The 14,382-nt window shown below is 61.7% G+C and carries 15 protein-coding genes; 6 read left to right on the top strand and 9 right to left on the bottom strand.

The features are described 5' to 3' along the window. Nucleotides 1-82: 82 nt before the first annotated feature. Entirely contained in the window at nt 83-955 is an 873-nt protein-coding gene (locus V2B23_RS06180) for an alpha/beta fold hydrolase (protein WP_430949537.1), read from the top strand. A gap of 7 nt (nt 956-962) precedes the next feature. Here the strand turns inward: V2B23_RS06180 and V2B23_RS06175 are convergent, their stop codons facing one another. The 3 genes from V2B23_RS06175 to V2B23_RS06165 form a co-directional block, all read right to left on the bottom strand. After that, nucleotides 963-1,934, bottom strand: coding sequence for an alpha/beta hydrolase (locus V2B23_RS06175; protein WP_430949536.1), 972 nt, complete (start codon nt 1,932-1,934; stop codon nt 963-965). A 100-nt stretch (nt 1,935-2,034) separates the two neighbouring features. Beyond that, complete coding sequence (locus tag V2B23_RS06170) at nt 2,035-2,559, bottom strand: gluconokinase (RefSeq protein WP_430949535.1); 525 nt, start codon at nt 2,557-2,559, stop codon at nt 2,035-2,037. Nucleotides 2,560-2,568: 9 nt separating this feature from the next. Beyond that, complete coding sequence (locus tag V2B23_RS06165) at nt 2,569-3,957, bottom strand: GntP family permease (RefSeq protein WP_033233479.1); 1,389 nt, start codon at nt 3,955-3,957, stop codon at nt 2,569-2,571. A 132-nt stretch (nt 3,958-4,089) separates the two neighbouring features. On the opposite strand from V2B23_RS06165, the gene V2B23_RS06160 reads away from it, so the two are divergent. Next, on the top strand, nt 4,090-4,815 hold the full coding sequence (locus V2B23_RS06160) for a FadR/GntR family transcriptional regulator (protein WP_430949534.1): 726 nt from the start codon (nt 4,090-4,092) through the stop codon (nt 4,813-4,815). 101 nt (nt 4,816-4,916) lie between these two features. Beyond that, on the top strand, nt 4,917-5,924 hold the full coding sequence (locus V2B23_RS06155) for an NAD(P)H-dependent glycerol-3-phosphate dehydrogenase (protein ID WP_092804301.1): 1,008 nt from the start codon (nt 4,917-4,919) through the stop codon (nt 5,922-5,924). Between the two features lie 59 nt (nt 5,925-5,983). On the opposite strand, the gene V2B23_RS06150 is transcribed toward V2B23_RS06155, so the two are convergent. The 3 genes from V2B23_RS06150 to V2B23_RS06140 all read right to left on the bottom strand — a co-directional run bounded on the left by V2B23_RS06150 (nt 5,984) and on the right by V2B23_RS06140 (nt 8,505). Next, nucleotides 5,984-6,703 carry a M50 family metallopeptidase gene (locus tag V2B23_RS06150; RefSeq protein WP_430949533.1) on the bottom strand — a complete coding sequence of 240 codons (720 nt, stop codon included), beginning with the start codon at nt 6,701-6,703 and terminating at the stop codon, nt 5,984-5,986. After that, complete coding sequence (locus V2B23_RS06145; protein WP_033233842.1) at nt 6,700-7,887, bottom strand: ATP-binding protein; 1,188 nt, start codon at nt 7,885-7,887, stop codon at nt 6,700-6,702. Before V2B23_RS06145 ends, V2B23_RS06150 begins: the two co-directional genes overlap by 4 nt. Before the next feature lie 129 nt (nt 7,888-8,016). Further along, on the bottom strand, nt 8,017-8,505 hold the full coding sequence (locus V2B23_RS06140) for a hypothetical protein (RefSeq protein WP_430949532.1): 489 nt from the start codon (nt 8,503-8,505) through the stop codon (nt 8,017-8,019). A gap of 265 nt (nt 8,506-8,770) precedes the next feature. On the opposite strand from V2B23_RS06140, the gene V2B23_RS06135 reads away from it, so the two are divergent. Continuing rightward, on the top strand, nt 8,771-9,286 hold the full coding sequence (locus V2B23_RS06135) for a CGNR zinc finger domain-containing protein (RefSeq protein WP_430949531.1): 516 nt from the start codon (nt 8,771-8,773) through the stop codon (nt 9,284-9,286). 5 nt (nt 9,287-9,291) lie between these two features. Here V2B23_RS06135 and V2B23_RS06130 read toward each other — a convergent pair whose 3' ends face one another. From V2B23_RS06130 to V2B23_RS06120, 3 genes are all read right to left on the bottom strand, one after another. Beyond that, on the bottom strand, nt 9,292-9,999 hold the full coding sequence (locus tag V2B23_RS06130) for a hypothetical protein (protein ID WP_430949530.1): 708 nt from the start codon (nt 9,997-9,999) through the stop codon (nt 9,292-9,294). Nucleotides 10,000-10,011: 12 nt separating this feature from the next. Continuing rightward, nucleotides 10,012-10,530, bottom strand: coding sequence for a hypothetical protein (locus V2B23_RS06125; RefSeq protein WP_430949529.1), 519 nt, complete (start codon nt 10,528-10,530; stop codon nt 10,012-10,014). Nucleotides 10,531-10,651: 121 nt separating this feature from the next. Then, entirely contained in the window at nt 10,652-11,782 is a 1,131-nt protein-coding gene (locus tag V2B23_RS06120) for an LLM class flavin-dependent oxidoreductase (protein ID WP_430949528.1), read from the bottom strand. A gap of 249 nt (nt 11,783-12,031) precedes the next feature. On the opposite strand from V2B23_RS06120, the gene V2B23_RS06115 reads away from it, so the two are divergent. Next, entirely contained in the window at nt 12,032-12,691 is a 660-nt protein-coding gene (locus tag V2B23_RS06115) for a TetR/AcrR family transcriptional regulator (protein WP_430949527.1), read from the top strand. After that, entirely contained in the window at nt 12,688-14,343 is a 1,656-nt protein-coding gene (locus V2B23_RS06110) for an FAD-binding dehydrogenase (RefSeq protein WP_430949526.1), read from the top strand. Before V2B23_RS06115 ends, V2B23_RS06110 begins: the two co-directional genes overlap by 4 nt. The last annotated feature ends 39 nt before the right edge of the window (nt 14,344-14,382 follow it).

Raw genomic sequence — 14,382 nt, 5'->3', positions numbered from 1 at the left:
TGGCCATCCTGATCGCAGATAGTTTCTCTGTGATCGGGATGGCCTGTGGCCGAACGGGCTTGACAGTGGCATCGTTCGGAGTATGACGACTGAACTGAGCTACGAGGACACTCTGAAAGAGCTGCAGACCGATCTCGGTGTGCTCCGGTACCACGAGGCCGGCGACGGTCCGCCGCTGGTGCTGCTGCACGGATCGGGCCCCGGAGTCACCGGCTGGCGCAACTACCGCGGTGTTCTCGCGGACTTCGCCGAGCACTTCCACTGCTACGTTCTCGAGTTCCCCGGCTTCGGCGTCAGCGACCCCGGCGACGGCCACCCGATGATGATGGCTCAGGCCTCGGTCAGCGCGTTCCTCGACGGACTCGGCCTGGGCCCCGTCCACCTGATCGGCAACTCCATGGGCGGCATCGTCGCCACCAAGGTCGCGATCGACCAACCGCACCGCGTCAACAAGCTCGTCACCATCGGCGGCATGGGCAAGAACACCTTCTCGCCCGGCCCCGGTGAAGGCATCAAGCTCCTCATGGAATTCACCGACAACCCCACCCGCGAGGGCCTGATCCGGTGGCTGCAGTCGATGGTCTTCGATCCGGCCGTGGTCACCGAGCAGCTCATCGAAGAGCGTTGGGCGCTCGCCACCGAGCCGACGACGCTCGAGATTGCGCGTCGGATGTACAGCAGCAAGGCCATGGCCGCCATGGGCGCCGCCGCTGCTGCGTCGACGGATGTTCCGTACTGGGCGCAGTTGAACAAGATCAAGGCTCCGACACTGCTCACCTGGGGTCGCGATGACCGCGTCAGCCCCGTCGACATGGCGATTCTGCCGATGCGTGACATCCCGAACGGTGAAGTGCACATCTTCCCCAGGTGCGGTCACTGGACGATGATCGAGGCCCGCAACGCCTGGGTCTCGGCCGTCCTGGCATTCCTCACCCGCCCAGAAGCCGACAGATAGAGAAGAGTCAGGCGCTGATCTGGCGCTTCGACGCCAAAGTACGTTCCAGGAACGCGATACTCAGATCAACGATCGTGCGCCCTTCACGCAGCGCCTTGCCGATCACCGGGAAGGCATGGATCTGCCCACTCCAGATGTGGGTTTCGACGGTTTGCTCTGCCTTGATGAAGTTTTCGGTCATTATTTCCACGTCCGGGCGCATCAGTTCGTACTCGGCGCACACCAGAAACGAGGGCGCAAGCAACTTGGGGTCGGCATTGATCGGAGACTGCTCGCCGACAATGTTGTCCGGTCCGTTCAGCCAACGGTCCTTGAGTTTCTCGACCTGCGACATCGGCAGGTAAGCATCACGTTTCATGAAATCAGGATCGTGCTCTTCGAGGTCTACGTTGAGGAGCGGCGAGTACCCGATAACGGCGGCCGGGCGCGTGATTCCGCGCAACGCGGCAATCTCGGCGACCTTCATTGCCAGGTAGCCGCCTGCCGAATCACCGGCAACCACAATCTTGTTCGGATCTTCCGCAGTCTCGAGGAGTGCCGTGTAGGCGGCCATGGCGTCGACCACGGACGTGCCGATCGATCCTTCGGGCAACTGCCGGTACCGAACGGAGATTACCGGGACGCCGGCTTTGGCGGACAGCAGGCCACACAGTGCTCGGTGGGTGGCAAGTCCGCAGAAGATGAATCCACCGCCGTGGAAATAGAGGATGGTGGCTCCCGCGAGCGCGCCGGTGGCACGACGTGGGTGCGTCACCTTTTCACAAGGAACACCGCCCATCGTCAGTGGTTCGATGTCGAGGTTCTTGGGCTTGGGCAGGCGGTCGGCGAGCGCGTCGAGCTTTTCGAGTTGCCGTATCCCGCGGTCACTGGTCGGCCAGAAGGTGAACGCGGGCTTCACAAACGTCCTGGTCACAGCAAATACGAAACGTGCGCGCGGGCTCACGTTCCAATGCCATACCGTCGAATCTCGCGTCCGCATAGCGTCCTCCCAGGTCAAGATATTTTGTGTATCCGAGTTACACATACCTTGACTGAACGATAACCGACGCAATTTCCCGAGAACAGGCTGGCGCCCGAACTCAGTAGCCGAGCTCTTCGAGGCGTCGCAGAATGTCCTCCACTATCTCGACTGGACTGCCACCGACGTCGATGATGATCGCCTGCTCGTCCGGGTCGATCGGCTCGAGCGTGGAGATCTGCGAGTCCAGCAGCGAGGGCGGCATGTAGTGGTCGAGGCGCGCGGTCAGCCGCTGGCCGATCTGATCGCGCGAACCGGCGAGGTGAACGAACACCACGTTCTCGCCCCGCAGTATGTCGCGGTAACTGCGTTTGAGTGCCGAGCACGTGACGATGCCGGGCTGCCCTGCATCGGTGTGATGCGTGATCCATTGCGCGATCTTGTCCAACCACGGCCAGCGATCGTCGTCGTTCAACGGATGCCCGGTAGCCATCTTCTCGATGTTGGCCTGCGGATGAAGATCGTCGCCCTCTTGAAGATCCCAGCCCATCGCGCCGGCAATCATCCCGCCGACAGTCGATTTCCCGGAGCCCGATACACCCATCACGACAAGCACGGGATTCTTCTGTGCTGCTTTGTCAGTCATGTCCAACCCCTAGATAATTGCGCTCAGGACAAGGACACCGGCCAGTCCGGATACCGAAATGATGCATTCCATCACTGTCCACGTCTTGAGGTTCTGCACAACGGTGACGCCGAGGTATTCCTTGACCAACCAGAACCCTGCGTCGTTGACGTGAGAAAGGAAGAGCGAACCCGCGCCGATCGCCAGCACCATCAACGAAACGTGGGTGGACGAAAGCTCGGCGGCAACGGGAGCCAGGATTCCGGACGCCGTGACTGTCGCCACGGTTGCCGAACCTGTTGCGACGCGGATCAATACAGCGACCAGCCACGCGAGGAAGAGCACCGGCAAGCTGCTGCCCTTGATCGCGTCGGCAATCACGTCAGCGATACCCGTGTCGATAAGCACCTGCTTGAAACCACCACCGGCGCCGACGATCAGCAAGATGCCGGCAATCGGCGGCAGTGAACTCTCGAGCGACTTCGAAATGGCCTTGCGATCCATTCCGCCGCCCCGTCCGAGCAGCACCATACCGACTAGAACTGCGAGGCCCAAAGCAACAACCGGGGTTCCGAGGAAGTCGAGTACTGATTTGGGAAGCGATTCGGAATCAGGCGCAATGACCTCGGCCAGAGCTTTGCCGAGCATAAGCACCACGGGAAGCATGATCGAGGCAAGCGTGGCCGCAAAACTGGGGCGCTGCACCTTCTCCTCTTCGCCCCGATCCTCGCCGGTGACAAAGAGATCGGGAACTTTGACGTCGACCCAGCGGGCCGCGATCTTGCCGAAGACCGGGCCGGCCAGAATCACCGTCGGGATGGCAACGAGCACACCAAGCGCCAATGTCAGACCGAGGTTTGCATTCAACGCGGAAACGGCTACCAGAGGACCGGGATGCGGCGGAACCAGACCGTGCATCGCGGACAGGCCTGCGAGGGTGGGAATCGCGATACGAATCAAGGACTGCCCGGACCGCCGAGCCACCAGAATGATGACGGGCATCAACAGGACGAGGCCGATTTCGAAGAACATCGGCAGACCGATGACGGCGCCAACCAGTGCCATCGTCCACGGCAGTGCCCGGTCACTGGATCGACTGACGAGCGTGTCCACTATTCGATCAGCACCGCCGGAGTCGGCCAGCAGTTTGCCGAACATGGCACCGAAGCCGATGAGAATGCCGACGCCGCCCATCGTCGAACCGAACCCTGTCGCGAAGGCCGCAACGGACTCAGCCGAACCTAGCCCGGCGGCCAATCCGACGCCTACCGCTCCGATCGACAGAGCAAGGAAGGGGTGCAGATCGAGCCAGGTGATGAGCGCGATGATCACGGCGACGCCCGCGACGGCGGCGATGATCAGTCGAGCATCGCTTCCAGCCGGGACAACCTCCGCTGCCAGCAGTGCTGTGGTGTTCATAGGGACTCCAGTCCAACGAGTGATGGAGGTCACTGTTCCTCAATTAACCTACAATTTCAAGATCAGACACTAATTTGTAGTATTTATCGGACTTTCATCGGGCTTAATCCATACACATGGGACGATCTACGCATGGTCTCACTTCCGTTTCAGCAACTGCACGACTCGATGCTGGAACAACTGGGTCAGGACATCGTCAGTGGCGCCCTCACGCCGGGCACCACCATCTCCGCGGATGAAGTCGCAACCCGCTACGACGTTTCCCGCACAGTCATCCGGGAAGTCGTGCGAGTACTCGAATCACTCGGCCTCGCATCGGTGCGTCGACGCGTCGGAATCACGATCCTGGGATCGGAGCATTGGAACGCACTCGATCCCACTGTCATCCGCTGGCAATTGGCCGGCCCCGGCCGGTTCGAGCAACTGTCGATCCTCAGCGAACTACGCTCGGGAATCGAACCGCTGGCCGCTCGCTTGGCCGCGACCCGGGCCACCCCGCAGCAGTGCGGCGCGCTCACTGCGGCGGTGATCGGAATGTCAGCTACCTCCCGCGCCGCCGATACCGACGCCTATCTGGGGCACGATTCGGACTTTCATCGCACACTGCTCGCCGCGTCCGGAAACCCGATGCTGCGTGCGATGTCGCAGATCGTCGTCGAGATCCTCGAGGGCCGAACCCGCCACGCCCTGATGCCCCACGAAGCCGATCCGGAAGCCATTCACCTGCACGGAGTGGTCGCGTCGGCAATCCAGTCCGGTGACGCCGACGCCGCCGAAGCCGCGATGCGGTCGATCGTCGCGGAGTCCGCCGACGCCGTCGAAACCATGCGCACATCCGCGCCGCCGAGCACGACGTAAGTAAGCCGAGCCACAGACTCTGCTGATTTGCTCCGCAACCGCTCCGCAAGTGGAACGCTTGGAACCATGACATCACTCGCTACGCCCGAGAGCGCACTCTGATGGCCCGCCCGGTACGCGTCGTAGTACTCGGCGCAGGATCCTGGGGAACCACGGTTGCCGGGCTGGCCGCCCGCAACACACCCACCTTGCTGTGGGCACGCAGTGCGGACACCGCTGACGAGATCAACTCCCAGCGCACCAACAGCAGGTACCTCGGTGAACGCAGGCTTCCGAAAGGTTTGAAAGCGACATCCGACCTGGTTCAGGCAGCACGGGAGGCCGACGTTCTGGTCTGCGGTGTTCCGTCGCATGCCGTGCGTTCCACACTGGCCGAGATCTCCAACGAGGTCCGCGCGTGGGTACCGATCCTGTCGCTCGCCAAGGGCCTCGAGCCCGGAACTCGTCAGCGACCCACCGAGGTGATCGCCGAGTGCCTGCCCGGGCACCCAGTCGGGCTTCTCGCGGGACCCAATATCGCCAAGGAGATTGTCGACGGCATGGCCGCCGCCTCCGTCGTTGCGACGCAGGACGACCGCGTTGCCGCAGCACTGCAGCCACTCTTTGCGTCGTCCGTGTTCCGGGTCTACCGCAACACCGACGTCCTGGGGTGTGAACTCGGCGGCGTCCTCAAGAACATCGTCGCGATTGCGTCCGGAATGGCCGACGGTCTGGGCGTCGGCGACAACACCCGCGCCATGGTGTTGGCGCGCGGGCTCGCGGAGATGACGCGTATGGGCGAAGCGATGGGCGCCAATCCGCGAACCTTTGCCGGCTTGACCGGCGTCGGCGATTTGATTGCCACCTGCATGGCTCCCACCTCCCGCAACCGCCGAGTGGGCGAGGCACTGGCGCAGGGTCTGACTGTCGAGGAAGCCGTCGAGAAACTAGGTCAGGTTGCCGAGGGCGTGAAAACCGCGCCGACGGTCATGGCCCTGGCCCGTGAGTACGGCGTGGACATGCCCATTGCGGCGGAGGTCGAGGCGGTCATCGCCGGCCGTCAAAGTGCCAACGACGCTTACCGAGGCCTGCAGAGGGTTGCCGCAGGCGACGAGGAAGACATCGCGTGATCAATATCTACAGGCATCTAGCCCGTTAGCTAGATACCTGTAGATAGCTCAATCGACGCTCAACCAACCACGGGACGCAGGATCCACCAACCGCCGACAGCCAGCACTCCCACGTTCACCACGAAGAACAACCCAACCCACACGATCGCGGGTATCGGCGAGAGTCTGGCCAGCTGATCGGCGTCGGAATCCGGCGCACCGCCGCGGCGACTCCGCTGACGTTGCAGTTCAACGACCGGGCGAGGTCCGGCAAACAGCAGGAAGAGCGTCAAGAAGTATGCGGCGGCCACCTGCAGTTCCGCCGATCCCCACCAGACGAGACCAAACAGCGCCGCCCCCACAACGGCCAGCGAGAACACCCCGTACAGATTGCGGATCAACACCATCATCACCGCAACAACAAACAGTCCGATCCACAACACCAACACAGCGCGTTGCGCACCCAACAAGGCAGCCGCTCCCAGTCCGAGAATCGACGGACCCACATAGCCCGCGAACGTCATCACGATGACACCGAATCCCGTCGGTTTGCCCGAGGAAATGGCAACCCCCGACGTATCCGAGTGCAGCCGAAGACCTTTCAACCGTCGGCCGACCAGGACAGCAACAATGAGATGAGCGCCTTCGTGCGCGATGGTCACGACGTTTCGCGCAACCTGCCACAGGTGCGGTTCGAGGACTATCACCACGGCGACGAGGGCTGCCAGCGGAACTACCCAGGCTTGCGGAGCAGGGCTGATCGCCGTAACCCGATCCCACGCGGTCTCGAGCGCGTTCACTCTGCCTGCCCACGCAAGTAGCGACCGAAGTGCGGCACCGTAAATCCGATCGAGCCTCGTTCCGCGGAGTAGATCAGCCCCTTCTTGATCAGCCCGTCACGCGCCGGCGACAAGGACGCGGGTTTGCGTCCGAGTTCAACAGCGATGGCTGCCGTTGCAACCGGACCGTCGTCACCGGAAAGATCTGCCATGGCTCGCATGTACTCCCGCTCTGCCGGAGTTGCTCTCTCATACCGTGATCCGAAGAACCCGACCGCCAATTCCTCTTCGGCTGTCGGAGCACCTACCCGCACATCGTCTTTCGTGATCGGACTCGACGCGGCCACATCCCATGTGGCTTTTCCGTAGGCCTGGACAAAATACGGGTAGCCGTCCGCCGCGTCGTACAGAGCGTCGAGCGCCGCGTCCGTGAACTCGACGTCCTCACGCGCGGCGGGCGCGATCAACGCCTGGTCCGCCGCGTCGCGTTCGAGTCGATCGATCCGGTGGTAGCTGAACAGCCGCTCCGAATAGCTTTTCGACGCGGACAACACTGCCGGCAGGTGCGGAAGGCCCGCTCCCACCACTATCAAAGGTGCTGCGTCCTGACTCAATTCGTGGCAGGCACCACAGATCGCCGATACGTCTGCCGCACCGAGATCCTGCATTTCGTCGATGAAAATCGCGATACCGACACCGACGTCCCGTGCCAACGACGACGCATCCATCAGCAGTTCGACCAAGTCGATTTCGATGTCGCCACTGTCGGCCCGACCCTTCAACGCCGGCGCGTCTATCCCGGGTTGCCATCGCTCCCGCATCCCCTTGTCCGCCGTCGCCCGGAGCGCAAACGATTTCAGGACACCGAGAAACTGCTCGACCCGCTCGGGATCGCGATGCGAGACCGCGATCTCCCGGACGGCCATGTGCAGAGCCGACGACAGTGGGCGTCGTAGGTCCTGGTCGGGTCGAGCCTCGATCTTGCCCGTCCCCCAACTCTTCGAGATGGCAGCCGACCTGAGCTGGTTCAGCAGCACGGTCTTTCCCACACCGCGGAGCCCGGTCAGGACAACACTGCGCTCGGGTCGACCGCGCGCAATGCGCTCGAGCACGACGTCGAACGCATCTATCTGCTTGTCTCGACCGGCCAGTTCCGGCGGCCGTTGGCCGGCGCCAGGTGCATATGGATTGCGTACGGGGTCCATGCCCATCGACGGTACAAGTCAGCTAGCCGAATATGCCGTCATCTAGGGCGTGTCCTAGAGAGATCTAGTAAGAGCAATATGCGCTGGGGTTCGTCGGACGAATCCGCCAGGCGTTGCCGATGAGCGCACTCAGTGCGGACGATCCGGGTACTGCGAGAGAACTTTGCTCCGATAGGCGCGGAACTCCTCGAAGCTCCCGGTGAGGGCCTGCACGAGTTCGGCGGCGCTCTCCACCCACGCTACGTCGTCGAGCTCGGGGAGATCTTCAGGCGTGTGATTGCGCTGCGGCACAACAAACGTCGGATCACCAGAGGGGTTGACGATCATAAAACCGGCAGCGACACACAGCTCGTAGATGAACTCGCACTCCGCACCGGTAAGGCTGGCATGAAAGATACCGCCACACAAAGGACCGCTCTGGTCCAACGGGTCGAGGTACAGGTCCGAGAAACGATCGTCAAAGCTCAGAGGCTGGTCGCCGCGATCGAAGATCTCGCCTCCGTACCGACCCGCAACGACTTTCAAGCCACGCCGCTCGAGGAAGTCGGCCACGCCGCCTCGGTCGGCATCAATCTGCTCGTCCTGCTTGATGCGCATGAAGATCAACGAGAAGCCCATGTCGGCACCTTAACTCGAACGGGGGCGAGACACCGGCGCGTTCGATCATGATCTGGACTTCGCCTCAATCGGTGCGGCTATGGCCGAGCCGATGCCCCCTGAGGTCCATTCGGTGAGCAAGGTCTGCCACGAACCGCAATGGCAGCGCAGGTAGGTGACAGTCCCTTCGCTGGTCCGATGACGTGATTCGATTTCCCACCGGTGGATGCACTGGACGCTGGCTAGTTCTGTTTTCTTCATACGACAACCATGATGTAATGCCATTGTGCATCTCAACCCTTACGGCGAATATGCGGTGACTCTGGCTGCCGACCTCGCCAATCGCCACCCTCAGACACTGGATGAACTCGTCGAGCGCTGCGTCGACGCGGGCATCATTCTCGATTTCCCCATCGCCGAGAAGGACCTGGGCGAGACCCTCGACCTTCTGACCGAGTGGTCGAAAATCGTCGACCTCACTGATGCGGAAGGTCGCGCCGAACTGGTCAACATCATGTTGGAGCAAGCGTCGGCCTACCCACGCATGACCAATCACGCGGGCGACGGCTGGCATCTGCACTACCGCGATCCGCAACAGTCGCTTGCCGAGGTCCTCAAGGCCCTCTTCTCGGTCGGGACGGCGCTACACCTAGTGGGCCGCGGAATGCACCGTCTGGGCCGATGTTCCCTCGAGGAGTGCACCAACATCTACGCAGATACCTCACGCAACGGCAGGCAACGGTACTGCTCCCCGACCTGTTCGAATCGAGACGCGGTACGACGCCATCGCGCGCGAACCTGAACTCGCTACGAGGTGGGCACGACTACATCGATGCCCGAGCCGCCTTGGAAGTCGAAGCTCCCGAGATTAGTGCCGAGGCTCTCGCTGTTGCTGCCGGCGTTGACGGCGCTGCCGTTACCGCTACCCGAATCGCTACTTCCGGCGGATATCCGTTCCCAGGCCTCGATGAGATCGTTGAGACTCTCGAACCCGAGGCCGTCCAATGAGCCTGAGACACTTCCCGTTCCGAGCCCTTCGAAGAATCCGCCGACTACTACAACTTCAGGCAAGCTTATTGCCGGAAGCGTCCTGATCGGTGGAATCAGACTCGGAATAAACACGCAGGCACCGACAACCGCGTAAACCCCGCCGGGAATGTCGGTGACGGTCTTGGTCAGCTCCCGCTGTGGAAGGACTCCGAACAGATCACCGATGTTCGTAACCTGTGGATAGACAAGGACACCGGGCTCGAGCAACGACGCCGGGTCACTGATAACGGCGGGCAGATTCTTGATATCGACAATGGCAGGAGTGCAGTTGATCAGGCTCAGTCGCGGATTCGGATTCTTGATGGTGAACGTGATGTTGTTGCCCGACACTCTCACCGAGAGCGGGGGTGGCAATACAACCCGTTCCGCCGACGCGGTAGCCGGCGTCAGAAATGCCATTCCGATCACAGCAGCGGACGTCAGTGCAATACCGCTGAGAATCCTGGCGAATCCACGTGTGGCCATAACCTTCTCCGCTCAGCTGCCGAACAGTCCTGTGAGACTACCGGTGTTGATGCCACTGAGGGGACCGCCGATGACAACCACGGTGGGAGTTCCGATTGTCGGGGTCAGTCCACTTCCGTCGGAGAAGTCGACGCATCCACCGATTACGGCGTACGTACCATCGGGTAGATCAGGTGCGGTCGTGGTTACGGCCGGGCCCACGCCGACACCGAAAAGCGTGGAGGGTTTCGAAACATCCGGATAAACAACAACATTCGGATCGAGCAGTTTGCCGGGCTCCTGGGCAACAGCCGCCGCGTCCACCGCGTTCAGGACAAATACCTGGCACCACGAGGTGAGCGACGTGTTGGTGTTGTGCACCGTCAGCGTCAGGTCGTTGCCGTCAACCGAGTACGACACCTCGGGCGCCGTCGTCGCTGCCGACGCGACGCCCGGGTTGATCAACACCCCGACACCGAGCGCTGCCGCGGCTACAGCGACGGTCCCGACTACCCGACGAACTGCACTTCGGCCCTGTATCTGCATTGACATCCCTCTCGATCACGTTCCGCGGCAATCAGCAAAGGGTAGAATCACCCGTCCTGCCGGGTCGTTCGAACCGCCGGAGTCGCATGCATTGAAGGCAGATCAAGGACCAATGTCCCGCATACGTTTACACCCGAGTCGCTACTGCGCCGCGAACCAGACCACGACGCTCGAGGATGGGGCGAACTCCCTCACCGAACTGGTAGGTCTCCTCCAGATGCGGATAGCCCGACAAGATGAAGTGGTCCAACCCGATTGCCGCGTATTCCGCGATCCTGTCCGCAACTTCCTCGTGCGAACCGACCAGGGCGGTACCCGCACCACCGCGCACCAATCCGACTCCCGTCCACAGGTTGGGCGCAATTTCCAGTGAACGCGCGCCGATGCCTTCCCGGTATGCGGCTCCGCCTCCGTGCAGTTCGTTCATCAGGCGTTGGCCCTCCGAATTCGACCGGGCGAGGTTCGCCTGCGCACGCTCCACCGTCGCGGGGTCCAGAGCACCGAGCAGACGATCAGCCTCGGCCCAGGCTTCTTCGCTCGTGTCACGACTGATGACGTGCAAGCGAATTCCGTAATCGAGCCGTCGCCCCTGGATCTCCGCCAAGTCCCTGATCCACGCGATTTTCGCGGCAACAGCAGATGGCGTTTCACCCCAGGTGAGGTACGTATCGGCAAAGCGCGAAGCGACGGTCCCCGCAGCGGGTGACGATCCGCCGAAGAAGACAGGCGGAACCGGGTCCGGAAGACGATGCAGCTCAGCATTTTCCACGCTGACGTATTCGCCGGAAAAATCGACCGGACCGTTGCCTGCCCACAGTTGACGCACGATGTCGAGGTACTCGCCGCAACGCGCGTAGCGCTGATTCTTGTCCAGGAAGTCACCGAATGTCCGCTGCTCGTAGTCCTCGCCGCCGGTCACGACGTTCAGGAGCAATCGTCCGCCTGATTGCCACTGGAATGTTGCCGCCATCTGAGCTGCCAGTGTCGGACTCGTCAGGCCGGGCCGGAGGGCGACAAGGAATTTCAAAGTTTCGGTGGTGTCGATCATCATCGCCGTCGTCAGCCAGGCGTCCTCGCACCAGGCTCCCGTAGGAGTGAGGACAGCCTCGAAGCCGTTGGCCTCTGCTGCGGCGCCGATCTGGTTGAGATACTTCAACGTTGCCGGTCGATCTCCGGACATGCCGCTACCGTGGCCACCGGCCATCAGATTGCGGGAATCGCCATAGGTGGGCAGGTACCAGTGGAAACGCAAGGACATGGCAGTTCCTTCGATCGACAACGATAAACAAGGGACAAAGACCCCATTAGACCGTTCGAGCGCGCCCGACAACAGGGTTGAAATCACGCGGATTCTTAAAGGCAGCCACCGCGCATATACAGATATTCATAAATCTTCAAAATTTACTAGATATGGATAGAAATACCGGACGAAGATGGGTTTTTAGATACGCCACCGCATCGGATACATCCGTGTATCGTTTGGGGAACCAGTACAAAGGAGGTACCGATGACGGATATTGACACCTCCCCCACAAAACGTGTCACTAAACGTCGAGGTCAGACGCGTCAGCGACTACTCGACGCGGCCGCTGAGGTTTTTGGCGACTATGGATTCGGACACGCAACCGTCGAGCAGATCTGCGAGCGAGGGGGATACTCGCGTGGAGCCTTCTACTCCAATTTCGACTCTCTCGATCAACTGTTCTTTGCCATGTGGGAACAACGGTCCGCGGCGATGCTCGCCGATCTGAAGTCGGCCACCGCCGCGATCACCACCGACTCCCTCGACATGGCTGCCGTCGTCGCAAGCATTGTTTCCGTAGTCCCGGTCGACGCGCAGTGGTACCGAATCAATGCCGAGTTCACGGCGCACGCACTGCGAAACGATGCACTGCGAACCGCAGTGGCCGACCGCGAAGACGCGATACTCCAGACTTTGCTCCCCCTGGTGGAATCCGCACTCGGTGACGTCGGACGGCGCATCGTGGGAGACCCGACCACGTTGGGGCGCGCCCTCGTCGCCGTTCACGACGGCACCAGCGTGCAGTGCCTGGTCGATCCCGACACCGATGCTGCCTTTGCCCTTCGCCGCGACATCTTCACTCGAATCCTGCTGTCCTACACCGAACCAATCCCGCCCCACCCATCATCAGAGGAGTCCCCATGAGCGAACATGCCGACGTCATCGTTGTCGGGGCCGGGCTTGCCGGCCTTGTCGCCACGTACGAACTGACCCGGGCGGGACGCAAAGTCCTTGTCGTAGAACAGGAAAACGCAGCCAACCTTGGCGCTCAGGCGTTCTGGTCACTCGGTGGACTCTTCCTCGTCAACAGTCCGGAACAACGCCGACTCGGCATCAAGGACTCACTCGACCTCGCCATGCAGGACTGGATGGGTACCGCGGCCTTCGACCGGGATCGCGAAGACCACTGGCCTCGCCAATGGGCAAAGGCGTACGTCGAATTCGCGGCCGGCGACAAGCGTCAGTACCTGCACGATCTGGGGCTTCGATTGATGCCCAACGTCGGCTGGGCCGAGCGTGGACGCGGAATGGCTCTCGGACACGGTAATTCAGTCCCCCGCTTCCATCTCACTTGGGGAACAGGCCCCGGCGTCGTCGACGTGTTCCTCAGTCGCGTAATTGCCGCTCAGAAACGTGGTCTGGTCACGTTCAAGCACCGCCACCAGGTTGATCAACTGGTGGTCACCGACGGCGCTGTCACCGGCGTCCGCGGCACCGTTCTCGAGCCTTCCAACAACCCTCGCGGAGTTGAGAGTTCCCGGACCCCGGTCGGCGATTTCGAGTTCGCCGCACAAGCTGTCGTGGTGACCTCCGGCGGAATCGGCGGCAACTACGAGCTCGTGAAGAAGAACTGGCCGGAACGACTCGGCAAGGCGCCGAAGCACATGTTGACCGGCGTACCCGCCCACGTCGACGGACGCATGCTCGAAATCACCGAATCCGCGGGCGGAAACATCGTCAACCGAGACCGCATGTGGCACTACACAGAAGGCATCCAGAACTGGAATCCCATCTGGCCCAACCACGGAATCCGCATCATCCCCGGACCGTCGTCGATGTGGTTCGACGCTACCGGCAAGCGTCTGCCGGTACCCAACTTCCCCGGGTTCGACACGATGGGCACCTTCAAGTACATCCTCGACAGCGGCCACGAGTACACGTGGTTCATCCTCGATCAGAAAATCATCGAGAAGGAATTTGCGCTCTCCGGCTCGGAACAGAATCCGGACTTCACCAATCGAGATTTCAAGCTCCTCCTCGAACGCATCAAGAAGGGTGCACCCGGCCCCGTCGAAGCCTTCAAGCAGAAGGGTGCGGACTTCGTGGTGCGCAACAACCTTCGCGACTTGGTCGACGGAATGAATGCCCTGACCGACACGCCGCTACTCGATTTCGAAGACATCGAGCGCGAAATGATCGCCCGCGACCGCGAGGTGGACAACAAGTACAGCAAGGACTTCCAGGTCACCGCCATCCACGGCGCCCGTAATCTGCTGGCAGACAAAATCGTGCGGGTTGTTGCGCCGCACAAGATTCTCGACCCGAAGAACGGGCCACTGATCGCTGTCCGTCTGCACCTACTCACCCGAAAGACGCTCGGCGGCTTGGAAACCAATCTCGACTCGCAAGTGATCAAGGCCGACGGCAGCGTCTTCGACGGCCTCTATGCAGCCGGTGAAGTCGCCGGATTCGGCGGTGGCGGTGTCCACGGGTACAGCGCACTCGAAGGGACATTCCTCGGTGGTTGTATCTTCTCGGGCCGCGCGGCGGGCCGAGCACTGGCGAGGGATCTGTAGCGAACTGGTTACGCCGGCCTCGAGATCGTGCGATCCCGA

The sequence above is a fragment of the Rhodococcus sp. 24CO genome (genome assembly GCF_050586165.1).
Lineage (GTDB): Bacteria > Actinomycetota > Actinomycetes > Mycobacteriales > Mycobacteriaceae > Rhodococcus_F.
Note: the sequence above shows the minus strand (reverse complement) of the source record. Positions and strands in the feature narration are given on the sequence as shown.